At 39.4% G+C, this 24,646-nt stretch carries 19 protein-coding genes and 1 riboswitch; of the genes, 7 read left to right on the plus strand and 12 right to left on the minus strand.

All coding sequences use genetic code 11. From position 1 onward, the window contains the following. Positions 1-318: 318 nt before the first annotated feature. A complete protein-coding gene (cysK, locus tag F0527_RS12930) occupies positions 319-1,242 on the plus strand; it encodes a cysteine synthase A (RefSeq protein WP_150285172.1) in 924 nt (307 codons plus the stop codon). 61 nt (positions 1,243-1,303) lie between these two features. Here the strand turns inward: cysK and F0527_RS12935 are convergent, their stop codons facing one another. Continuing rightward, on the minus strand, positions 1,304-2,008 hold the full coding sequence (locus F0527_RS12935) for a DUF2935 domain-containing protein (RefSeq protein WP_150285284.1): 705 nt from the start codon (positions 2,006-2,008) through the stop codon (positions 1,304-1,306). A 269-nt stretch (positions 2,009-2,277) separates the two neighbouring features. On the opposite strand from F0527_RS12935, the gene F0527_RS12940 reads away from it, so the two are divergent. From F0527_RS12940 to F0527_RS12950, 3 genes are all read left to right on the plus strand, one after another. Further along, complete coding sequence (locus tag F0527_RS12940; RefSeq protein ID WP_066789800.1) at positions 2,278-3,051, plus strand: amino acid ABC transporter substrate-binding protein; 774 nt, start codon at positions 2,278-2,280, stop codon at positions 3,049-3,051. Positions 3,052-3,182: 131 nt separating this feature from the next. Beyond that, positions 3,183-3,842, plus strand: coding sequence for an amino acid ABC transporter permease (locus tag F0527_RS12945; protein ID WP_066789802.1), 660 nt, complete (start codon positions 3,183-3,185; stop codon positions 3,840-3,842). 15 nt (positions 3,843-3,857) lie between these two features. Continuing rightward, complete coding sequence (locus tag F0527_RS12950; protein ID WP_150285173.1) at positions 3,858-4,604, plus strand: amino acid ABC transporter ATP-binding protein; 747 nt, start codon at positions 3,858-3,860, stop codon at positions 4,602-4,604. A 47-nt stretch (positions 4,605-4,651) separates the two neighbouring features. On the opposite strand, the gene F0527_RS12955 is transcribed toward F0527_RS12950, so the two are convergent. Further along, positions 4,652-5,104, minus strand: a complete 453-nt coding sequence (locus F0527_RS12955) for a universal stress protein (protein ID WP_066789814.1) — start codon at positions 5,102-5,104, stop codon at positions 4,652-4,654. A 265-nt stretch (positions 5,105-5,369) separates the two neighbouring features. On the opposite strand from F0527_RS12955, the gene F0527_RS12960 reads away from it, so the two are divergent. Next, on the plus strand, positions 5,370-6,977 hold the full coding sequence (locus F0527_RS12960) for a ribonuclease J (protein ID WP_150285285.1): 1,608 nt from the start codon (positions 5,370-5,372) through the stop codon (positions 6,975-6,977). A 47-nt stretch (positions 6,978-7,024) separates the two neighbouring features. Here the strand turns inward: F0527_RS12960 and F0527_RS12965 are convergent, their stop codons facing one another. The 4 genes from F0527_RS12965 to F0527_RS12980 form a co-directional block, all read right to left on the minus strand. Then, entirely contained in the window at positions 7,025-9,754 is a 2,730-nt protein-coding gene (locus F0527_RS12965) for a S8 family peptidase (RefSeq protein WP_150285174.1), read from the minus strand. A gap of 243 nt (positions 9,755-9,997) precedes the next feature. Continuing rightward, positions 9,998-11,398, minus strand: coding sequence for a SpoVR family protein (locus F0527_RS12970; RefSeq protein WP_150285175.1), 1,401 nt, complete (start codon positions 11,396-11,398; stop codon positions 9,998-10,000). A gap of 58 nt (positions 11,399-11,456) precedes the next feature. Further along, a complete protein-coding gene (gene yhbH / locus F0527_RS12975; RefSeq protein WP_150285176.1) occupies positions 11,457-12,626 on the minus strand; it encodes a sporulation protein YhbH in 1,170 nt (389 codons plus the stop codon). A 160-nt stretch (positions 12,627-12,786) separates the two neighbouring features. Next, positions 12,787-14,682: a PrkA family serine protein kinase gene (locus F0527_RS12980; RefSeq protein WP_147197358.1), complete on the minus strand. Its 1,896-nt coding sequence runs from the start codon at positions 14,680-14,682 to the stop codon at positions 12,787-12,789. A gap of 162 nt (positions 14,683-14,844) precedes the next feature. On the opposite strand from F0527_RS12980, the gene F0527_RS12985 reads away from it, so the two are divergent. Further along, positions 14,845-15,846, plus strand: a complete 1,002-nt coding sequence (locus F0527_RS12985) for a M23 family metallopeptidase (RefSeq protein WP_150285177.1) — start codon at positions 14,845-14,847, stop codon at positions 15,844-15,846. Between the two features lie 205 nt (positions 15,847-16,051). On the opposite strand, the gene F0527_RS12990 is transcribed toward F0527_RS12985, so the two are convergent. The 6 genes from F0527_RS12990 to F0527_RS13015 form a co-directional block, all read right to left on the minus strand. Beyond that, complete coding sequence (locus tag F0527_RS12990; protein WP_150285178.1) at positions 16,052-16,417, minus strand: hypothetical protein; 366 nt, start codon at positions 16,415-16,417, stop codon at positions 16,052-16,054. Positions 16,418-16,521: 104 nt separating this feature from the next. Further along, on the minus strand, positions 16,522-16,887 hold the full coding sequence (locus F0527_RS12995; protein ID WP_066789827.1) for a Na-translocating system protein MpsC family protein: 366 nt from the start codon (positions 16,885-16,887) through the stop codon (positions 16,522-16,524). An 85-nt stretch (positions 16,888-16,972) separates the two neighbouring features. Continuing rightward, complete coding sequence (locus tag F0527_RS13000; protein WP_150285179.1) at positions 16,973-19,573, minus strand: DUF2309 domain-containing protein; 2,601 nt, start codon at positions 19,571-19,573, stop codon at positions 16,973-16,975. Beyond that, positions 19,570-21,081 carry an NADH dehydrogenase subunit 5 gene (locus F0527_RS13005; RefSeq protein WP_150285180.1) on the minus strand — a complete coding sequence of 504 codons (1,512 nt, stop codon included), beginning with the start codon at positions 21,079-21,081 and terminating at the stop codon, positions 19,570-19,572. Before F0527_RS13005 ends, F0527_RS13000 begins: the two co-directional genes overlap by 4 nt. 275 nt (positions 21,082-21,356) lie before the next feature. Next, the gene (locus F0527_RS13010) at positions 21,357-22,463 is read right to left on the minus strand and encodes an NADH-dependent flavin oxidoreductase (protein WP_150285181.1); all 1,107 of its coding nucleotides are present in this window, start codon (positions 22,461-22,463) and stop codon (positions 21,357-21,359) included. A 136-nt stretch (positions 22,464-22,599) separates the two neighbouring features. Next, positions 22,600-23,121 (minus strand): D-glycero-alpha-D-manno-heptose-1,7-bisphosphate 7-phosphatase, encoded by a 522-nt coding sequence (locus tag F0527_RS13015; RefSeq protein WP_150285182.1) that lies wholly within the window; start codon positions 23,119-23,121, stop codon positions 22,600-22,602. Between the two features lie 168 nt (positions 23,122-23,289). On the opposite strand from F0527_RS13015, the gene F0527_RS13020 reads away from it, so the two are divergent. Next, entirely contained in the window at positions 23,290-24,318 is a 1,029-nt protein-coding gene (locus tag F0527_RS13020) for a YsnF/AvaK domain-containing protein (protein ID WP_190323483.1), read from the plus strand. 87 nt (positions 24,319-24,405) lie between these two features. Further along, positions 24,406-24,586, plus strand: a riboswitch (Lysine riboswitch). Positions 24,587-24,646: the final 60 nt, after the last annotated feature.

A 24,646-nucleotide genomic window follows, 5' to 3' on the forward strand; every position in this document is an offset into this window, starting at 1 on the left:
TGAATAGATTAAAGGTTTGTTCGAACATTCTTTTTTCAAAACAAGCCTTTTCTTTTTGTTTAGAGAATACTTCAATAATTTAATATCATTGAAAATGAAAATTCTCTGTATTACTATATATCATAGTAATCTTATAAGAATAATTAAAATACAGGTGTAGATACAGAATCAATTTCAATAAATGGATGGCCTTGTGTCCTGTGAGATGAATTGACATTATGAATGATTAAAAATTTCACATTTCGTTAATACACTATTGTAAAGGTTTTTGAAATGGATTCAGAAGGATTGAAAATAGTATTGAAAGGTGGCTTTAGAATGAACTACTATCATTCTATTCTCGACTTAGTCGGAAAAACTCCAATCGTTAAGTTGAATAAAATTCCCGAAGCAACTGGAGCAGAAGTCTTTATTAAATTAGAGTCTTTTAATCCTGGAGGAAGCGTAAAAGACCGTGCAGCTCTCAATATGATTACAAGAGCTGAAAAAGAAGGAAAACTCATTCCTGGTAAGAGCACAATCATTGAACCGACTTCAGGCAATACAGGAATTGGTCTTGCTATGGTGTGTGCAGTAAAAGGTTACCCCTGCATCATTACGATGCCTGATAATGCAACAAAGGAACGTATTAAAATTATGAAAGCGTATGGTGCGGAGGTTCATTTGACGCCATCCGAATTTCGGATGCAAGGTTCTATTGATGAAGCTATACGTCTCTCAAAAGACATTCCAGATAGCTTCATTCCTATGCAATTTGATAACCAAGCTAATGCGGATGCCCATCGTAAAACAACTGCTGTGGAAATCCTAGATACATTTGATGGTTCATTGGATGCCTTTGTCTTAACAGCAGGTACAGGCGGCACAGTAACTGGCACAGGTGAAGAGCTGAAAAAACAGTTACCTGATTTAAAAATCTATGTAGTAGAGCCAGCGGGTTCACCAGTTCTTTCTGGCGGCCAACCTGGACCGCATAAAATTCCTGGCACAGGCCCTGGGTTTGTCCCTTCTATTTTAAACCGAGATATCTATGATGAAATTCTTCATATTGAAGATGAAGATGCTACAGTCATGGCACGCCGCCTTGCAGCGGAAGAAGGTATTTTTGTTGGCGCTTCAGGTGCTGCTTCAGCCTTTATGGCAGTTCAAGTAGCTAAAAAGCTGCCACCTACTGCTAAAGTGCTTTGCATTGCACCAGACACAGGCGAGCGATATTTATCATCCGATTTATTTGAAGACTAATAATCAAAAACCCAAGAATCAAGTATTCTTGGGTTTTTCATTCTCTTTTTTTCATGCCTTCCTATGCACTTCTCGATTCTGCTAACTTCAATAAATAGTATTGCTCCTCCTTTGCCATATGTTCTGCCATGGGTGCTGTAAAGTTGCTTAATACTTCAGCACTTAGCTCGTGTTCCTCTAACTCTAGCAAAAATGTTTTAAACAAATTCATTTCAACGTCTACTTCATTATTAAACCGTTTCAACGCTGGGAAAGAATCTATATTAGCCTGCAAAAAAGTAGTTAACTCCACTGCCTTTAAATAAAACTGTTCAAAATGCTGAGTGAACAAATGGCTTTTTTCTTTGAGCCTCTTTTCCACTCCATCCATATTATCGTTTATTGTTCCCGCATGCCCATAAGCATCTCTCAACCATAATAAGTGATGGTGCAACTCATGAAAAATGGGCGGAACTTCTCCTTTTTCTAAATAACCCAAAACATTCTGGTACTCTTCTAGCTCCAGCACCATATGTCCAATAAATGAAGGGGTTAAATGGATTCCGATCTTTCCTTCTAATTGACGTCTAATGATATCGAATTTGAATTGCTTTAATTGCTCTGCCGCTTCATTGGCCTCACTTGCAAATCTTGGCGCGCTTGCAATATCTAATGCCTTTACTTTTTCATGAAGCTCCTTAAAACGCTCGATAAAACCTTTTGCTTTCTCAATAGCTTCTTTTTCAGATTCATATAAAGAGTCACGAATAAATTGACCATGATTCATTAGGATTTCTAGCCAAAAGTCATGTTCATACACTGCACTTTTTAAATAATCAGCGACCTCTATCACTCCTTCAAAATCACTCTACCCTCAGTCTATTGTGATGAAGGATTGTACTATGTATAAATTTATACAAATTTTTTTACTAAGCTCTTAAAAACAATCTAAAAAAATATTTTACTCAAAAACAAAAGGATGTTATAATTTTATCGTGTTAGCATACTAGTGTACTAAAGTGTAAATAAAAATCTATTAAGCAAGGGGTCTGAATTATGAAACGTTTATCCATGCTTTTCCTTACATCCATTATGCTGCTAGGCATACTTGCTGGATGTTCCAGCAAATCAAGTTCTGATTCAAAAACATTGACCATCGGTGTAGATGACTCATTCGCGCCAATGGGCTTTCGAGATAAAGATAATAACTTAGTAGGCTTTGATATCGACTATGCAAAAGCTGCTGCCAAGAAAATGGGCTATAAAGTAGATATTCAGCCTATTGAATGGAAAGCGAAAGAATCCGAATTAAATAGCGGACGTATTGACTTAATCTGGAATGGTTATACCATTACGGACGAAAGAAAGAAAAAAGTAGACTTTTCTAAACCTTATCTAAAAAATGCGCAAGTCGTTGCAACACTAGCAAAAACAGACCTTTCTTCATTAAAAGATTTAAAAGGCAAAATCGTCGGTCTGCAAGCTCAATCTTCTGCTGCGGACGCTTTAGATGCGAGCCCTATAAAAGCTACTCTCAAAAGTACTAGTGAGTATGCAAATAATGTGATGGCATTAAATGATCTGAAAAGCGGTCGAACAGATGCCGTGATTATTGATGAAGTGGTAATTGATTATTATATGGCCAAAGATCCTGGCACATTTAAAGTATTAGATGAATCGCTATCACCTGAAGAATATGGCGTCGGTGTGAAAAAAGGCAATGAAAAACTGTTAAATAAACTGCAAAAGGCTTTAGACAGTATGAATGAAGACGGTACTGCGAAGAAAATTTCAAACAAATGGTTCGGCGAGGACAAGGTGTTAAAGTAACAACAATAAAGAAATGATTCTCCCTTTATTTTGAGGCTTGGGTGCCCATTCCTTAAACATGCTATTCGTATAGGAAGAATTGCTTTCGCTGTGCGGACAATAGGCGCGCGAGCCTTATAGGAGGAAATGACATGAGTTTAGATTATATCCTGACGATTCTAAAGCCAATGCTTCAAGGATCTCAAATGACGCTATTATTATTTATCATAGCCATTGTGCTATCTATTCCGCTTGGGTTTTTATTAACATTAGCTGTCAACAGCAGCATCAAACTACTTTCCTTATTAGCCCAAGCTTATATTTATATCATGCGGGGCACGCCGCTTTTGCTACAATTATTAATTATTTGTTTTGGTTTACCTATGATACCGGGAATTGGACAATATTTAGTATTAGACCGTTTTACTGCAGCGTGTATCGGATTCATCCTAAATTACGCGGCATACTTTGCAGAGATATTCCGAGGTGGTTTATTGGCTATCGATAAAGGTCAATATGAAGCAGCTCAAGTACTGGGCTTAAACAAGTTCCAAACTACAGTGCGTGTTATCCTACCACAGATGTTTCGGATTGCCATCCCATCACTTGCAAATGAATCTGTGACATTAATTAAAGATACTGCTCTTTTATATGCAGTCGCTGTACCAGAATTATTACATTTTGCGGAAACAGCTGTAAATCGGGACTTCACTATTGTGCCATTCTTTATAGCCGGCATTATTTATTTAATCATGACACTAATCTTAACACTGCTTTTCAAGTGGATCGAGCGACGGTTTACATTTGAATAGAGAGGAGCAATTGATATGGCAATAATGGAAGTGACCAATCTAAAGAAAACATTTGGCGATCTAGAAGTATTAAAAAGTATCACCTTTGATGTACAAAAAAACGAAGTGGTAGCCGTTATCGGTCCCTCTGGTTCAGGAAAAAGTACTATGCTCAGAAGCTTGGTGCACCTTGAAAAAATAGATGACGGCACTATCAATATTGATGGTGAATATCTCGTAAATAAAGGTGCTTATGCCTCACCTTCAGATTTAAAGAAAGCATCTACCAAAATGGGCATGGTGTTTCAACATTTCAATCTCTTTCCTCATTTAACGGTAAAGGAAAATTTAGAAATGGCACCTAAGCTTGTAAAGAAAGAATCTGCTCAAGAGCTTAGTCGGCGCAGTATGGAATTGCTAGAAAAAGTAGGCATGGCAGATAAAGCATCTGCCTATCCCTCTAACCTATCAGGCGGCCAAAAACAGCGTGTGGCGATTGCAAGAGCCCTCATGATGCAGCCGGACATTCTGTTGTTTGACGAACCAACGTCTGCACTAGACCCTGAGCTTACAGGAGAAGTGTTAAGCGTTATGAAAGAATTGGCTAAAGAGCAAATGACAATGATTGTGGTAACGCATGAAATGGGATTTGCACGTGAAGTCGCAAATCGTGTCCTCTTTATGGATCAAGGTGAAATCCTGGAGGCAGGCACACCGGAAGAAGTCTTTGACAACCCACAATTTGAACGGACAAAATCATTTTTGCGTCGGAATTTAAAATAATCCATTTAAAAAGTTGGCCAACAAATAGTTGTGGCCAACTTTTTTTATTAATCTTCTAAGTATGGTGGATGGACAACGAGCACATCGCAGTTTGCAGTGCGGACAATCGCATTGGTAACACTACCGACTAAGAAGCGCTCTACCGCATTTAGTCCTGTTGCACCGCAAATAATTAAGTCAGCTTCCACTTGTTTAGCAATATCCCCTGTGATAGCTGTTTTAGGTGAGCCGTATTCAACCATTAAATTAACATCTGAAACGCCAGCTGTTTCTGCTTCTTTGTAGCCTTCTAATAGACTTTTAGCAAATTGTTCTGCATTTCTTTGTTCATCTGTTAGGTTATAAGAATCTAATACAGCGTACGCTCTTGAATCAATGATATTCACCAAGTGTAGCTTAGCTTGGTTACGTTTAGCGATTTCAACGCCCTTTTTTAAGGCATACTCAGCTTCTTTAGAGCCATCAATACCTATAAGTATGTTTTTGTAATTTCCAATCATTTCATCTTCCCCCTTTTCTTTTTCAATTTATACCCTTTTTCAAGTTATTTCAAATCAGAGATGGAACAGCTCAGACGTTTTTTGGTATTTGTGTATTTTTTAAAACATTTCATTCTATTCCATTTGCATAACTGCTTTTCTATTACGCCATACTAGGGATGAAGATAAGAAATCTGGCAAGAGGAGTGTTATACAGTTGGCAAAAAACAATACGAACGCTTTATCCATCTTTGCATTGGGTGGATTAAATGAAATCGGCAAAAATATGTATGCTATCCAAAATGAAGATGAAATTTTGATTATTGACTGCGGCGGCAAGTTCCCCGATGAAAGTCTATTGGGGATTGACCTGATTATCCCTGATATCACCTATCTCATGGAAAACAAAGAAAAGATTCGTGGTCTGATTGTCACGCATGGCCATGAAGATCATATTGGTGGCATCCCTTATTTCCTAAAGAAGATAAATGTTCCTATTTATGCATCTCGGTTTACCCTTGGCCTTATTGAAGTCAAATTAAAAGAGCATAAGCTATTACGTAAAACAAAGCTTCATGAAATAAATTCCAATACAGTGATTGCATTTGATCGCATAGAAGTGAGCTTCTTTAAGACGAGTCACAGTATTCCAGATTGCCTGGGAATTGTCTTTTCTACTGAAGAAGGAATCATTGTACATACAGGTGACTTTAAATTTGATTTAACACCTGTGAATGCTCAATATTCAGATGTCCATAAAATGGCAGAAATCGGCAACAAAGGCGTATTGGCTCTTTTATCAGAGAGTACCAATGCTGAACGCCCAGGATCCGCTCCTTCTGAACAAGAAGTGGGAAAACATATTGATGAAGCATTCTTCGCGGCAGAGAAGAAAATCATAATCTCTACCTTTGCTTCCAATATCAATCGTGTTCAGCAGATTATCGATGCAGCTGTAAAGACAAACCGCAAAGTGGCTTTGTTAGGACGAAGTATGCTCACTGTCGTTCCAATTGCCATTGAAAGAGGCTATCTGCAGGTACCTCCGCGATTATTAGTAGATGCACGAACTGTTATGAATCTGCCCCCTGAAGAAGTCGTGGTACTTTGTACCGGCAGTCAAGGGGAGCCGTTAGCTGCGCTTTCCAGAATGTCGACATCAGATAACCGTGATGTTCAAATCCATGCTGGAGACACTGTTATTTTTTCAGCCTCTCCTATTCCGGGCAATGAAAAAGATGTATCACGTATTGTCAATAATCTTTTCCAGCTTGGAGCAAAAGTCATCTATGGCTCATCTAGCATTACAGGCATGCATGTTTCCGGCCATGGCTACCAAGAAGATTTGAAATGGATGCTGACACTTATGAAACCGAAATACTTTGTTCCGATTCATGGCGAATATCGAATGCTGTATCTTCACCGTGAGTTGGCTGAGTCTGTCGGCGTAGAGGAAGGCAACACCTTTATTATGCAAAACGGAGACGTGCTGGATATTGAAAAAGGAGAAGCAAGGCAAACGCGTAAAATTCCTGCTGGGGATACCTATGTTGACAGCATTGACATAGGCGAAGTGGGCGAAATTGTTTTACGCGACCGAAAACAGCTTGCTGAAGATGGGATGCTCGTCATTGTACTCACCATAAGCAAAGAAGACGGCAGCATGACTGCCCCTCCCGACACTATCTCCCGTGGCTTTGTCTATGCGAAAGATAATGAAGTATTGCTCGGAAAGGTCAACCGCCTCGTTGCATCTACAATAGAAGATTTAGAGGGTAGAGACGCACAGCAATGGAATATCGTAAAGCGAAAAGTAAAAAAATCGGTTGGCCAATATTTATTTGAACAAACGAGAAGAAGACCGATGATTTTGCCTATAATTTTTGAAATATAAAAGGCTAAAAAGAAAAGCCCCTATAGTAGGGGCTTTTATCTTTTCTTTTATTTTTTCGCCTTTTTCACAGTAACTGTGACTGTTTTGCTTGAGCGTTTTTTAGAATCAACCGTATTGAAATATAATTTTGTGCCGGCTTTTTGTTTTTTCAGCTTAATTTTGAATTGAGCATTCTTTGAAGCTGTTGTTTTGCCAATTACTTTTTTAGCTGAGTTTTTCATAACTACTTGTAATTTAGGTTTTGCAAAACCTGTCACAACTGTTGTTTTAGTTGTGATAGTTTTTACTTCTGGTGCTGCCGGACGATTGTCCTTTGCTACATACAAAGCTAATGTTGAAGCAGCTTTATATGATGGATTCGTCACTGTCATTGTTAAGTGTTGATTCACTTTTTGTGCAGGAATTTTCACTTTGAATTTTCCATGTACAGAAGTGGCTTTACCAATCACTTTAGAGCCTTTTTTCACGATAACTTTAGAACCAGTTTTTGCTCTACCTGTTACTGAAGTTGCTCTTTCTAGAATTGGATGTACTTTTACTCGTAAATCTGCAGTACTTACTGCGTTAAATGCATTCAAGCGGCCATAGCCTGATACAAGATCAGTACCGACACGAAGGTCGAAATCTTCCGGATCCATGTCGCCGCCTAACAACATATCAAAGATGCTGCCGTCCTCACCAGTGTTATCTTTCCCTTCAAAGGTTACATTTTTTGAAGTTTGGTGAAGAATTGTTTTGATATCAGAAACGCTTAATGTAGAATCAACAGAACGTAATAATCCAGCAACAGCTGCTACGTGAGGCGCTGCCATTGAAGTACCGCTCATATATGTCACATTACCGTTTGGCACAAGGCTAGGAATATTCGTACCAGGTGCAACAAGGTCTAATTTTTCACCGAAGTTGGAGTAATCCGACACAATGTCCCAATCGTTTGTAGCACCTACAGAAATAGCATAGCGAGAACGTCCAGGATATGAAATGCCCATTTGGCCATCATTTCCTGATGCTGCAATAACTGCTACACCTTTTGAAGATGCAAATTGCATTGCTGCTTCAAGTGTACGGCTATATGAACCACCAAGGCTTAGGTTGATTACTTTTGCGCCATGGCTTGCAGCATATTTAATACCTCTAGCGATTGTTTCTGTATCGCCTGCTCCATCAGCTGTTAACACCTTGACAGGCATAATTTTTGCATGCTGGTCAAGCCCTTGAATTGAATAGCCATTATTTGCCTCTGCTGCTATAATGCCCGCAACATGTGTACCGTGACCATTATCATCTAATGGACCTGTTGTTTCGTCAACAAAGTTTTTGCCGATAGACGGATCAACATGTCCTTTTAAATCAGCAAGAGTATAGTCAACGCCAGTATCTACAACTGCAATGACTGTATCTTTAACTTTTTTAGTGCTTAATAGTGATTGAAGTTTATCATTTTGAACATCCGCGCCTTTTGTTCCTTCATTTTTACCAAGATTCTTTAATGACCATTGATAACTTGATAAAACATCGCTAGATAGCGCATGGTAGGTTTGGACAGGCTCTACATATTCCACTTCATTTAACTTTTCTACTTGGGAAACAGTTGCTTGAAGTGCTTTAGTTTGAGCTTTTGCACTCATGCTTGCTGTTTTTGCATCCATTTCTACCACATACGTATTGTCAAGCAACTCATCTGAGTGTTCAACATTTGATAATGTAGAGAACGTTTTGTTACCAGAGATTTTAGATTGTACAGATTTCAATGTCTTGCCATCTTTTAATTTAACAATATATTTACCTGAAGCTGAGTTTCCATTTAATTTAATACCAACATTTTTCGCGATAGCTACTAAATCTTCACCCGCTAGGCTATCAATCTGTACTTTTTTCGCGATAGCATCCATGCTTTGTTGTAATTTAGCTGGTACTGCAGCATGTGCAATGTCGAAAAGCTGCTTAATCGCATTCGCTTCTGATTTGCTGATAACACGTGTGCTGTTTCCGCCATTTTGGTTTAAATCAGTGATAAGCGGTTGAATTTCAACCAAATGCTTGTACACATCTTGTTTTGTATCTTTGTTAAAAATCATTTTTGCCACAAGGAATGGTGCTGCTTTGTAGTATAAAGATGATAGCTGCTTGCCTTGTGTTGATTTTGCTAGAGTACCATCACGGAATAGACGGATATCTTTTAAGATTTGTGTAGCACTTTTTTGTTTTGCGACACTGTATTCAACAGGACATACAGAGCCTGTTGCTTCTTCTTTAGCAGGTGAAAGCTTAACAGATTTTGCTGTGATACTATAGTTGACTGAGTCTGTGCTACTACCTTCATCCTCACTAAGACCTTCCATCGGAAGATCATCTGCAAAGCCACTGTATTCCACCTTCACATAATAAGGTCCTTCCCATGCGTAAGGGAATGAAATAGTAGCAGCTTGATCAGAAACTGTCCCTGTTACGTATTGCTCAAAAGCATCATCCGCGATTGCTTTTGCTTTATTAGGATAAACAGATACATTTACGACTTGGTCACTGTTTATATCGAATTTTATATGTGAGTATTTTGAAACTTCTTCTTTCGTTGGTGTAACTTTGTACCAATATACACCTGGTTGGTCAAATGAACCTTTAACGGCCGCGCCATTTGTTATAGCTGTCGCATCATCAATTGCTGTTGCAGTAGTCGTTTCTGCTGCAAAGCTTTGTTGCGGCGGAAGCGTCAATCCTAGAATGATAGCAAATGCTAATAGCCAAACAGCAATTTTGCGAGTGTTTTTTTGCTTCACTTAAAAACCTCCTATTAAACTTTTTTTGGAAAAACATCCTAATCCATCATAGCTCATTTACTCTATTCTTCAACAGGGTTTTTTAACAATTTTCATATTCTCAACTATTGACTTATATCAATGCATGTAAATAGAACTATTAGTTAAATACATTTACCTACACAATAAACTATAATACCTATTTTTTTAGTCTATTATTAGAAAAAAAATAAACCCATAGAGTTTTCCATGGGTTAATCAGTATTAAAGATACTTTCTTGAGTTTTTCTTTCCATCATAAGAATAAAGAACAAATTTATCTTCTACTACTGTTCGAAGATGCACGGGCCGCCCCCACAGCTGATAAACATAAGGCAGGACCTGTTCTAAATAACGAGGATCCAGCTCCATTCCTTCATAGCCATGTACTAAAAAGAGCTCTCCATTTCTTAGATAATCACCATTTTCGACGACAATGTAAGGGAAGCCACCATTGACGCGCATCTGAACGAGTTGGTCCCTCACTGCTACATAGTCTTTATCTGTAATTCGATAATCAGATCCTTGTTTTCCAAATAAATAAAGATCTTCCCGTTTCGCTAGATCTTTCGTTAAATAGTTACGAATAAAGGACATATCCGATTCAACTTCTCGCACTTCGAACATTTTTTGGCGCCCCGAATTGGGTGCTACGCCAAGCCTTTTCATTTCCTCTGTTGGATTGTTGTATCTCTCTTCAATATCTTCAAAAATTTTAATTCCTAAATAATACGGATTAATAGAGGTTTTGGATGGTTGGAGAACGCCTGCATTCAGCTTAGCATAATCAATTGTTTCCTCCGTCGATAAATCTAACTCTCGCATAATGCGTTGATGCCAATAAGATGCCCAGCCCTCATTCATAATCTTTGTTTCTAATTGCGGCCAGAAATAGAGCATCTCCTCTCTCATCATCGTCAAAATATCTCGCTGCCAGTCCTCCAGCTCGCGGCTGTGTGTTTCAATAAATAAGAGGAGATCCTTTTCTGGTTCCTCGGGGAATTTCTTTTTCTTGAAGCGAGTGGATAGAGGTTCTTCTTCTTGTTGTTCTAAATTCCAAAGCTCGTCATAAGGCGATTTTCTTTTCCGTGGAGCTCCTATGTCCACTTCTTCTGATTTTTCGCCGAGCTGTGGCCGCATTAATGAAGGATCAATATGCTCTTGAATCGCTAAAATAGCATCTAGAAACTCTTCTACCTCATCTTTTCCATACAGCCTTTCATAGTGGGCAATACGCTCTGCAGTAGCAGTCATACTTTCCACCATATCTCTTCGTGTATTGGAAAAACGAATATTATTTTTAAAGAAGTCACAGTGAGCTAAAACGTGTGCGATGATTAATTTATTTTGAGTTAATGAATTCGTATCAAGCAAGAAAGCATAGCAAGGATCTGAATTAATCACAAGTTCATAAATTTGACTTAGGCCTAAATCATATTGCAACTTCATCTTATGAAACTGTTTTCCAAAACTCCAATGGGTAAAACGTGTTGGCATTCCATAAGCGCCAATTGTGTAGATTACTTCCGCGGGGCAAATTTCATAGCGCATTGGATAAAAGTCTAACCCAAAACCACTAGCAATCTCAGTAATTTCTTCGATTGCTATTTGAAGTTCTCTTTCCATTTTTTAATCCTCCTCCGCGCTTATTAACCTAACATTCTATCTCTAGCTGTGTTGAATCTTATAACTTTTGTTCTTCGACTTCTTTTTGGAAGAAGCATTTCAGCGCTTCGTATACATCATGTTTACTTTTAAGGACATAGTGGCGAAACTTAGGGTCTACAATCTTTTTATAGTTGTACATCATCGTTGAAAAACGATTATGCTGGTTGACCTCTCCATATCCAAACATGCTGGACACGCCCATTAATTGCTGTACAAGTTTTAAACAAGCATCATTATCAGTAGACATATTTTCTCCATCTGAAAAATGGACAGGATATATATTGTATTTAGAAGGTGGATATTTTTCGTTAATGAGTTCAAGGGCCTTCACATAGGCAGATGAGCAAATCGTTCCTCCGCTTTCCCCTTTTGTGAAAAACTCCTCTTCCGTCACTACTTTCGCTTTCGTATGGTGTGCAATAAATTCAATTTCGACGCTTTCATATTTGGTGCGCAGGAAACGCGTCATCCAAAAGAAGAAGCTTCTCGCACAATATTTTTCAAAACTCCCCATAGAGCCACTTGTATCCATCATCGCAAGCACCACAGCTTTTGATTCGTGTTTAATCTCCTCATCCCACGTCTTAAAACGAAGATCATCATTATAAATAGGGGCAATCTCGGCTTTCCCCTTCATCGCATTTCGTTTGATGGCATTCAGTATAGTCCGTTTTTTATCAATATTGCCCATTAACCCTTTTTTACGTATATCATTAAATTCAATTTTTTCCGATTGGATTTCTGCTTTATCTTTTTCCTGTAAGTTCGGCAGTTCAAGCTCCTTAAACAATACACTTTGCACTTCTTCTATGCTTACCTCTGCCTCATAATAATCTTCCCCAGCTTGGTCTCCGGCCTTCTTCCCTCTGCCTGGCCCATTTTGTTGGCCGCTGCCATCACGGGCGATTACATCTCCAACTTTGCTGTCTCCTTTTCCTTGGCCTACATGCTTCGATTTGTCATAGTTATAACGAATTTTGTATTCATCTAATGAACGAATGGGAATCTTGATGACATCTTTCCCATTCGACATCACGATGTTTTCTTCACTGACCAAATCAGGCAAATTGCTTTTGATAGCTTCTTTTACTTTTTCCATATGGCGTTGCTGGTCTTGATGCCCTTTGCGATGGAGAGACCAATTTTCCTGTGAAATGACAAAATGCTTATTCGGATTTTCAGCCATTATATCCTCACCCATCTCTTAATTTAGAAACTCTGCACTTGGCGTTTGCATTGGGATAATTCTTAACGCTTTACTTATACTATGCATAGAGATTGAATTATTTAACTTTTTGATATAAAAAAATGGAGTGTCCTTAAAAAATGTGGACACTCCTCAACACTTAGCGATTCAATAAACTACCAACATATTGAAGCAATTCATTGGCAGATGTAGTTGTATATCCATGTTCATCCACCAAAGTTGCGATTACTTCATTCATTTTTTTCAACTGCGATTCATCCGGTGTTTTGGAAGAAGTCGTGATTTTCACGACATCTTTTAAATCGGCGAACAACTTCTTCTGAATAGCCTCTCTTAACCGTTCATGCGAGTTATATTCAAATCGTTTTCCTTTACGCGCATAAGCAGAGATACGAATCAAAATTTCTTCGCGGAAGCCTTTTTTCGCATTTTCTGAAATGCCGATCTGTTCTTCGATTGAACGCATTAGCTTTTCGTCTGGGTTTAGTTCTTCCCCTGTCAGCGGGTCACGCAGCTTATTTTTATTGCAAAAGGCTTCTACATTATCTAAATAATTATTCATCAGCGTCTTAGCAGATTCCTCATATGAATAGACGAACGCCTTTTGGACTTCATTTTTCGCAATCTCATCATACTCTCTTCTAGCAATGGCAATAAAATTCATGTATTTGTCTTTATCTTCCTGACTAATGGAAGCATGCTGATCAAGCCCATCTTTTAAAGCTAAAAGGACATCCAGCGCATTAATTGATGGTGACTTCTTGCGAATAATCGCTGAAGAAATCCGGTTGATAATATAGCGCGGATCGATACCATGCATGCCCTCGTTCGGATATTCTTTCTTCAAATCTTCCACATCTACAGAATTATAGCCTTCAACACTCTCGCCGTCGTACAATCTCATTTTCTTTACAAGATCGATTCCTTGTTTTTTAGGTACTTCCAACCTGGATAAAACAGAGAAAATCGCGGCTGCTTTTAATGCATGCGGTGCTATATGAATATGATTCATATCACTGTCGCGAATCATTTTTTCATAAATCCGTTCTTCCTCTCTCACCTTCAGGTTATAAGGAATAGGCATGACAATAATACGTGAATGTAGGGCTTCATTCTTTTTATTGGATATAAACGTACGGTATTCCGTTTCATTTGTGTGTGCCACAATCAATTCATCCGCACTAATCAATGCGAACCTACCCGCTTTAAAGTTTCCTTCTTGCGTTAAGGAGAGGAGATTCCATAAGAATTTTTCGTCTAACTTCAACATTTCCTGAAATTCCATCATTCCGCGATTCGCTTTATTTAACTCACCATCAAAACGATAGGCTCTTGGATCAGATTCTGATCCGTATTCTGCAATCGTTGAAAAGTCGATGCTTCCGGTTAAGTCAGCGATGTCTTGTGATTTCGGATCGGATGGTGTGAATGTGCCGATACCTACGCGTTTATCTTCAGAGAAGAAGATGCGTTCTACCTGCACATTTTCAATCTCTCCCCTATATTCTTGGTCAAGGCGCATTGTGTTTAGAGGCGAAAGATTTCCTTCTATACGAATGCCGTATTCCTCATAAAAGTCGTTACGCAAATGGGGTGGAATGAGATGAAGCGGATCTTCATGCATTGGGCAGCCTTTAATCGCATAAACTGCTCCCTCATCTGTACGTGAATACTGTTCTAATCCCCGTTTAAGCATAGTCACAATCGTGGACTTACCACCACTGACTGGCCCCATTAATAACAAGATACGTTTTCTTACATCTAATCGTTTGGCTGCAGGGTGGAAGTATTCTTCTACCAGCCTTTCAATGGCTTCTTCAAGTCCAAAAATTTCTTCACCAAAGAAGTGATACATTTTCTTTCCGTCTCTTTCATTAAGACCAGAGCTTTTAATCATATTATAAACGCGCGAATGAGCAGTTTGAGCCACTTCAGGCCTTTCTTTGACTATCTCTAAATAGTCTGCAAAAGTACCTTCCCACTTCAGCCTGTTTTCTTCTTCACGGTAACGTTTAAACTTATTTAAAATATCGATTGTTATCCCTCCATTCAGGCCTGTTTTAACCATGATATGTTAGGAACTTTTGAATGATAACTAATTAATTAAGGGATTTATGGAACTACTATGATTTTTAGACAATGGCTTATGAAATCAACATTTTTGGATATTCTATCGAAGAAGGAAAGGAGGATTTTGATGAATCGCTTGATTATCGCATTCTTACTAGCACTATCATTTATTCAAATGGTTCTTCCTCTAAATGTATTAGCTGAAACGGAAACATCTAAAGAAGACCTGCTAAAGCAGCGAATGTCTCTTTATGTTCAATTTGAAGATATGTTGGTGCCTTGGTATTTCTTAGCCGCTATTGATCAATATGAACGTAATATTCAGGCAGTACGAAAAGATATTCCATCACGGGAAGGCGTAGTTGCCATCCGCTTTTCTGATGAATATTGGGCAGGCCCTTTTAATCCTTTAATACAGGATAATTCACCAACTACGATTGATTATTTTGGTGGCATGGGGCTTGATGGAGATAAAGATGGTGTAGCTGATGCTGAAAATGACATTGACATAATCTATACGATGGCCAGTTACTTAAGTCATTACGGACCATCAGAAGCCGATTTCAAAAAAGCTTTATGGGATTATTACACCAATGAGACGATCGTCAATCAAGTCTTGGCTATTGCTTCATTATATAAAAAATATCAAGATATCAATTTAGAACAGTACACTTTCCCCGTAGCTCTCGGATATAATTATACCTTCAAGGGAACCTGGGGAGCTAACCGTGGTTGGGGCGGAAGGCGTATTCATGAAGGAACAGATATCTTTGCTGATTATGGTACACCTGTATTATCTGCTTCATATGGAGTTGTCGTCACAAAAGGATGGAACAAATTTGGTGGATGGCGAATCGGCATTCGGGATCACCATAATTCCTATCATTACTATGCTCATCTCTCCTCTTATGCCAAAGGAATAGAAGTTGGTGATATCGTCAAACCCGGAACGGTAATTGGTTATGTAGGTAGCTCAGGTTATGGAAGTGAAGGAACTTCAGGTAAGTTCCCACCACATCTTCACTATGGTATTTATAAATTTAACGGTCGTTATGAATGGGCTTATGACCCTTACCCTTCCCTTCTACAATGGGAAAGGACGGCGAAAGCCCAACTTAAAAAGAACTAACGAAACCAAAGTTTGGATAAAAGCTCCACAGGATCTTATAGATGGAAATTGAAGGCAAGCCTCGTAAGAAGGGCCGTCTGGAACGGAACACCGCAAGTTCTTCATACTAAATGAATTCTATAGAAGAAAAAAACACCGAACAGATGTGAGATTTTTTCACATTGTTCGGTTTTTTCATAGGCAATTCTTTATTATCTTTTATTATTTACAGGATATTTTGTTTTACAAACATCAAAAATTCTCTTTGCATCGAGCCAAGAGTCAATATTTTGGTGGGAATTCTAAACTTCCATGCCTGCCTCTTTAAATTGAAAGACCATAAGACTGTAAGTGGATCTTTAGTAGCATACTTTTGATCTTGGATTTCAGCTAATTCAAAAATAAGTTTATGTACTATTTTGGTGGAAAATAGATTTAGAAAAAGAACTATCATATGATTATCATTTATCAGTAGTATAGCTCGATTGGTGATAGCTGAAAAGCCTTGAGGCGTCGCGTAACAAAGAAGCATTTCTGGCTCTTTATGAGATTCAGCAAGACTTTCAAGTGATTTTTTAGTAATAAATAGCATGATGAGATACCTCTATGTATATCATATTTTTTTCAAACATTATAAGAAAAAAGTGAAATCGTTAGAAAGATTTCACTTTTTTCACTGACAGAATTAGTGAACAATTAACTTAGTTCACTTTGTAAATCGGTATGCAGCTTAAAGAGCATAATCCGCTCTCCTGTTTGTGTGCTTATATCTGTATGAAAGCTTAAAACCTCTTGGTTTGTGATCGATCTAATAATTGCCTTCAGTTCATCTATCCCAGATTCCACGAGGCTATTTCGGTGATCTTTCACCTTAAGCAATCCTTCTTTCTTTTCACAGAGAGAATATTCTGCAGGCGTCAGGATACCGCGCAGCACGACAATAATCATGTCGCGCAAAATATCCGACTTAACCGAAACCGATCCGCGCCCTAAATAATTCTTTTCCCAGTGCGTTAAAGCTTTGCTGATTTCCGATTCTACCGTTCCTCTTGTTTTATCCATTTTTCATTCTCCCGCTAACCTGTTGGCATTTTAGTCACTCTGCTTCTATTTTAATAATGCGAAGGTAAGCACGTAAAGCGATAACTTATGAAAAACTGTGCCATATGCCATCTGGATCGATGCATGAAAGGCGAATCCAGCCGTTCTGTAGCTTTTGCCGGAACTCCGCATTCTGTTCTAAGATTTGCTGAACCCTATACTTAGGCGCTTGCACGACCACTAATAAACGGATAGGTGCATGGTATGCCTCTTCATCAGACATCATAACAGATTGCCATGGAAGTCCAAAAAGAAGATCGCTTGCATTACCCTGCATGACGCCAACTCCCGCAGTAATCGTCTGTGTCGCTTTATTGCCGCTACCATAATAATGCGGAGCTACTGTAGACGCATAGTATTGTAAATTAATCCATTGTGCTACTAGAGCAGGGCCTGCAATGATACTAGCCAGTATATCGCCTGTTGGATCTAACTGCCACTGATAATTTTGAAGAAATACTCTTCCCTCTAGGTCACAATCTTCCGTTAACGTCCGTTCGCCGATTATAAATCCAGCATTCCGCGCTAACCCCCATTCCGGGCGCACCTCGCTCCAATCGTCAGCGAAACGGCGTACCTCCTCTTCCGGATCTGGGCAATCAGGATGGAGTGTCGGAAGCTGAGCAAGTCTTTCAGCGTTTACACTCTTACGCACAGTTGGAAGAGCCCCTTGAATAAGCTCAAATGAATTTTTTGCAGCTACCGGTAATTCTGGCAAATACGTAAATTTCAACTCATCCAACGAAGTAATATGCTCAGCCGCTGCAAAAACAGTATCTTCTGGTATGTGAATACCTTCTTTGGCAAGAGTCTCACGAACATTAGACAGATTACATAATGTCGCCAACACACGTGCATTAAATTGGCTTGATGCTCCTCCACATGCCCCGCAATCAAGAGCGGATGCATATGGGTTGTTTCGACTTTGGCTTCCATGGCCGCAAATAACAACCAATGGAGCAAAGTTCTCTGTCAAACTCATGGTTTGAAGGGCTTGCCGTACATAAAATACTTGTTCTTCTTCCGTAAAACCTACAGGCAATTCACCTGCTCCTTCATCTGGAGAGTGAAGCGTCAATTTTGTCATTGGCTTTTTAAGCCATTTTTCGCTCATTTGCCGCATGACCTCTCCAGCTTTTTGCGGGATAAAGCTTCGTGCTAATGTTTGAATACTAAGCCATGGTCCGCTAATTTCAGGCAATAGTAGGCTCGTCAGCATATTTTGTTTCATTGTTTTAAATGTTTTCCCAACGGAATGGGCAGTATGCGCCCGTTCAATGTATTGTTCTAGCTGGTCCCTGTCCGTAGATTCAAGCACTTTGTGAGAAGGCTTAAACATAATCGGCAATGAATTATGGCTATTGGAGCTTGCAAGTTCGTTTGTTTCAATTGGCAAGCCAAAAAATCCAGCTGTCCCAAAAGTCTCGAATGGCCCGCTTCTTTCTAAATGCCTTCTGAACGTTTCAGAACGTACATCAATACAAAAAGCAAATTGTGCTGCGATTGTTTTTGCTTCTTCTATTGTTGTAGGTTTAGCCGGCAAGCATTCTTGAAGATTTTTTTCATACGTTTTCTCCCAAGCTTCTAGCCAAAGGCGGCCTTGGACAAAGGAATTGAAGCGATTTGCGAGCATAAGGCGTGCTGTTATTTCTTCTGGTTCTAACGCTGCCCAATCCTCGAGTCTTACTCTGCCGAATTCAATCCAGCTAATAAGAAGTTTTTCAATGAGTTGAACATCATCTTGCATTGGCTCTGGCAACGGAAGATATTCTTTTACGAATACATATTCAAGAGATAGTCGCATAGCCAGATATTCTAAAAGCAGTGCCTCTGATTCTTCTTCACGACTGCGTATCATACCAGCCCATCCTGGTAGAGCAAGCAGGTGAGCCTCCAAATACTCTTGCCATTCTGTGTTAGGAATATCCATATTGTGAAGCACTTCCATCAAAGCTTGCTCTGCATTTTGATTTAGTTGATCAAGTTGCTTGCGCGTTTCTTGAGTAAGCGTGCGATCATATCTAGCCATTTGGCGCCATGCTGCATAAAACCCAGCCTCTTTATTGGGCATGGACCACACCGCAAGCGATTCATCCAAATATAATTTGCACCATTTAATCACATGTAGATTTATATTTTCTACAAGGGATTCGTTTTCTGGTTGTTGCACACGTTGACTCATTGTTAAGATGGAATGTTTATTTTTAGTGGGTGAAAAGTATTTACTATACCAGAGTGCAGCAGTCTTTGCGCCAGGCAATTCTCTTTTAGTGAAGGAAGTTGATTCTTGTTGTAATACATTACGGCAATATTCTTTAGCGAGTTCTCTAGGCAAGCCTATCAACTGCTCATCAAGCCATGCATTCAACCCTTCTTCTAAGATGGCCAAATCAATTTCTCCCTTACGAGCAGCAGAGGAGACGATAGCATGATTAGGATACATGTCAATGTCACCCGTATCCTTCAGCCTTCTTGCCACTTGGTCAAAAGTCTGGTGCTCGAGTCCCGCCCAAGGGCTTCTTGCCGCAAAGTTATTAATATCGCCGAGGGGTACAATGACCTCGCTCGCTTCTTTTACAATCTCTTGAAGCGTGCGATCGTTCGGTTTAAATCCCTCATCATAGTGAAGTGTTGACGCCGTACTCATTGATAATTCCCCTCCTTCGTTAATAATTGTGCAAGATAGTTTGGATGGCTTTCCGCGAGACGTTTTTTAGGTTCTCCAAGCCGAACTAGCCATAGATAAAGCGCAAAGGATAATTTATTATTCCTTCGAATTAGCCAAGTTCCACATACAATCGCAACTAGTAAAACAACTAAAACAATAATCGATAGTATAAACGGCTGGTGGAAATCACTGTCGATGGTCCCCTGCAAAATGTTGTAAAACAGTGTGTGAACTACTTTAAAAACAAGTCCACCTGCAACTAATAAGAAGAAACCTGCGATTTTTCCAGTAGCAGTAGGGTGTGCCGCTACCAGCTGTGCCCATGCAAGGGCAATCGACCAGCCGAGTAGAAGGGCACTAATCAGTTGATAGCCTTCTCCTTTAGCTGTCAGCCAAAGCCCTAATCCTATAAGTGTTCCAAGCGCACCACCTGCAACTGTCCATATAACAGAAGCTGCTTGGGCCTTAGAAGTAACAGGTGCTTTTGCCTTGGCAGCTGAACCTGCTTGCAAGAAAAGAGTAGATTTAAACAAGCCATGCAATACTGCATGTGTAATAGCTGCAAGATAGGCGCCTAGTGCACATTGCACCAGCATAAAACCCATTTGTGCTATTGTTGATCCCACCAACTGCCGTTTATAATCCACTTGCACAAGCATAATGCCTGTGCCGATTAAGACAGAAAGGCCTGCAATAACAAGCAAAATTATCTGCGCCAAGTCTCCATTAAACAATGGAGAAAAACGAGCAAGCATAATACTTCCCGCATTAACAATCCCAGCATGCATAACAGCTGAAATAGGTGTTGGTGTAACAACAGAATCAAGCAGCCAGCGATGTGTTGGCCATTGAGCAGCAGGAATGAGCGCTGACACAAGAAGCAATAAATTAATTCCTGTCTTTTCATAACTAGATAACAAACCTAATGTATCAGGGGTCAGTATAGTTGATAAACGCCATTCGCCTGTACTGTATGCTAACCAGAATAACGCAAGGCCCAGTGCCAGCAAACTAGCTAATAGATAGCCGCGGGATACTTTTGCAGCATGCTGCGCTACCTTCCATTCCTTCCTTAATCCGATTAGGACAGTTAAACAAAATAGTGTTAGCCCCCATCCAATAAATAAAAGGCGAACATCATCAGATAACCATGCAAGGGCATCCGCTGAAGTAGTGATAGTTAAAAGTGCAAAGTACTTGCGGTACGACTTATCGCCTAGCAAGTAATGGACACAATATCGCTGAACGATTAATCCAATTGTCAAAACAAACAGAGACCAGAGCCATGATAATGAATCAAAATGTAATGCTCCTAGGAAATAATCTCCTTTAGAAAAAATAAGGCCTAATAAAGCGGCAATTGGTGCTAACGCCAGCATGCCGATATGAATGCGAATGAATCGAAGCGGGACTTGCGGATACAGGATACACAATCCGCTCCCTAGAGAAAGTCCAAGAAAAATGAGAAACAATAGTGGCCACGACATCCCAAATCCCTCCTTTTTTTACATAAAAAAACCGACAATTTCATCATTTAAAAGGCGCAAGGCACTATTAAACAAAGAAATTATCGGTTTACTTTTAACGAACCCATCTTGAATGGGGATTAATCGTCTACCTTTAATATTCATTCTTCCATTTAGAAGAATACCGTATTATAGTTCCATCTTTTCAAATGGCCATATCGCTATAGCTATTTGCTAAAATGTTCTATAACTAATTCATTATTAGTAGCATACTATTTGTCAAAAATTCTGTCAAGTCAAGCCTTCATTCCAGGAATCCAATTTGGTCTTTTAAGCGCTTCCCACATCGGGTCAGGGATCGCTAATTCTTTCTGCATAGACATATCCATTTCTGTTCGGATCGATGAAGGATTTTCTTGCGCCTTTTGCACCCAATCCGGTTCAATTAATAATTCACGACCTAATGCAACAAGATCGACACCTGTCTCCAATGCTTTCACTGCATCGTCGAAACTATAAATGGAACCTACCCCAATCAATGCAGTACGGCCATTGATCGTTTCAATTAACAGTTGAACACGTGTCTTTTCTTTGTCGCCAGTAAAACGATGCGGCTTCGTAAAGAATTCCATATGTGATACATGCAGATAATCCAGCCCTTCTGCAGCCAAAGCATCTACAAGTTGGATAGTATCATCCATTGTAATCCCGTTTTCTTCAGGTTCTTCAGGTGAGAAGCGATAGCCAATGATAAAGGCTTCTTTGGCATGCTTTTTAGCCACTTGTTTTACTTCACGCAGAACCTCTAATGGAAAGCGCATACGGTTCTCAATTACTCCACCATATTCATCTGTTCTTTTATTCGTGTGGGCAGAGAAAAATTGTTGCAATAAGTATGTGTTCGCCCCATGAATCTCAACGCCGTCATAGCCTGCTTCAATCGCACGACGCGTTGTTTCGCCATAGGCTTTGATTGCTTCTTTTACTTCTTCCGTTGTCATTGGTCTTGGTGTTGCATTGTCTGGAAAAGCGACATCGCTTGCACTCACGATTTCGCCATTCGGCACCTCTTCAGGAATAGAGCGTCTGCCACCATGGAAAATTTGAAGCACTGCTTTTGCTCCTCCAGCATGAATCGCATCAGCCACGCGTTTTAGACTAGGGATAAACTTGTCATCATATCCAGCAAACTGTCTTGGAAAACCTTTGCCGTTTTCTAAGACATGCGTGCAAGCTGTCACAATCATACCGACACCTTTTGAACGGCGGTCGTAATAAGCGACCTCCGCGTCTGTAACGGTACCATCGTCATTACCAGAGTAGTTCGTCATAGGTGCCATTACCACTCGATTGCGCAATGTAACCCCGTTTTTCAATGTATATTCTTCAAATAAATCTGCCATACATATTGACCTCCTATTTTTCATTTCTTCACTAATTTATCGTATTCTGCATGAAATCATGTGTCAAAGAATTGAAACTCCAGCAAAACAACTTTTGTACGTTCACGTTGTACAATAGGTACATTACAGATGCAAACTATTGATGTGCTATAATCCATTCTGCCGCTTCGCTCAGGTCATTACATACTGCATCGGCTATTGGATCGCGTTCACCTAAATAAACTGTTTTCGTCCCTGCTTTCTTCCCCGCCATAATATCTGTATCCGTATCACCAACCATAAATGATTTTGATAAGTCAACTTCATATTTTGTTGCTAAGTCTTCAATTAACTTGCTGTTAGGCTTTCGGCAAGCGCAACCAGCTTTTGGTTTATGTGGACAATAGACTGCCTCATCCACCTGAGCTCCCTGTTTCTTTAACTCCTCAATCATATGCAAGTGGATTTTTTTCAATTCCGATTCTTTCATATATCCAAGACCTACACCGCCCTGATTGGTGACCACAAACACAAAATCAAAATAAGCATTCAATTTTTTTATGGCTTCGGGAACACCCGGTAAGAAATACAAATCTTTCGGTTTGTTCACAAACTTTACCCTATTGGTTAGTACCTCATTAATGACCCCATCACGATCTAAAAATACGGCTTTTTTCATATATATAAGCACCTTTCTTTAGCGTTTATCTTCTTCATCATTGTCACATTTTACTAATTCTAAAACAAACATTCTTTTATGCTTAAGCGTTTCGTTGAAAGAGATTCGGGTATATTTATGTTGTAATCACATATCAAAAAAATGAAACAAATAATGGAGGTAATACACATGGATAAAAAAGTATTAGGAATTTATAACTCAAGCGCGGAAGTGATTAAAGCTATTGATGAATATCGTCAAAAAGGATATGCAACTGACGATTTCTCAATTGCACTTAATACAACAAACTTCCCTTCTGCTCCATCAGTCGTAAAAAATGAAACAGGTGTACTAACAGAAGATGTCGGTGGTCGCAATATGGAAGAAGATGAAGGTTTCTTCGATCGCCTAGCAGCAGTATTTAAAGGTGATTTCCACACAGATGTGGACCATGCATCTTATTACGAATATTTCTTAACACTTGGCTTTGATGAAGAATCTGCTCGTCGCTACGAACGCGATATTAACGATGGCCGTATTCTACTTTTAGCAAACAAAGAAGATGATGCCCTTTTAGGCACTGCTGACCCACTAACACCAGTAGACAACCAAGAGGCAAATGTAGGTCTTGATACCACAGTAGCTACTAATGATACAGTGGATGTTAATAATACAGTGGCAGATGAGCAAACATTAAAATTGCGCAAAGAACAACTTGATGTTGAAAAAGACCAAGTACAAACTGGTGAGGTTGAAGTTCACAAAGATGTTGTGGAAGAACCACAAACAGTCAATGTACCTGTCACACACGATGAAGTATATGTGGAAAGACGAAAAGTTACCGATGAAGCAGCTGCCACTACAGATGCTTATGCTCCAATGGGCGAAGACGACACCATCCGTATTCCAATCGTCGAAGAACAAATTGAAGTGACTAAAAGACCAGTGGTAAACGAAGAAGTAGTCATTGGTAAAAAACAAGTGACCGAAACAGAACAAGTCACTGATAATCTAAAACGCGAGGAAGCACGCATTGAAACGACTGGTGATGCTTCTGTTACAGATAGCGATGTAGATGCTGCAAATCGTGGTGCTATTACAGAGCAAGAATTGTACGACCCTGCAAATCAAAACGATAATGACCTTAAAAAGAACAATCTTGATGATACGCTTACAGCTGGCAATATGAATGCCGATATTAAAAACAGAGAAATATAATAATATTTAGCTTTCTATCTTGTAAAAGCATAGCTAGACTGCTATACTTTCTGTAATTGAATATTCACTTATTTCAATATCTTTTGAAATAAGGATAGAGGCGCAAAAACCATGAGTAAGCTGCAAGAGGATGATGAGATCCGACTACTGCAGTGGAAAGGGGAATTTGCCGAAGCTTAGAGAAACTCATATTTCTCTATTGCTGGGCCTGTTGTTGAATAAACACAGGACTGTCATGTAGGAAACTATATGGAGGGCTATCGTACGCATGGAGATGACTTTATGAATTCTCGCAGCAACGTAGTCACATCACGTTGCTGCTTTTTTT

It is taken from the genome of Rummeliibacillus sp. TYF-LIM-RU47, assembly GCF_008638315.1.
In the GTDB taxonomy this organism is placed as follows: domain Bacteria; phylum Bacillota; class Bacilli; order Bacillales_A; family Planococcaceae; genus Rummeliibacillus; species Rummeliibacillus stabekisii.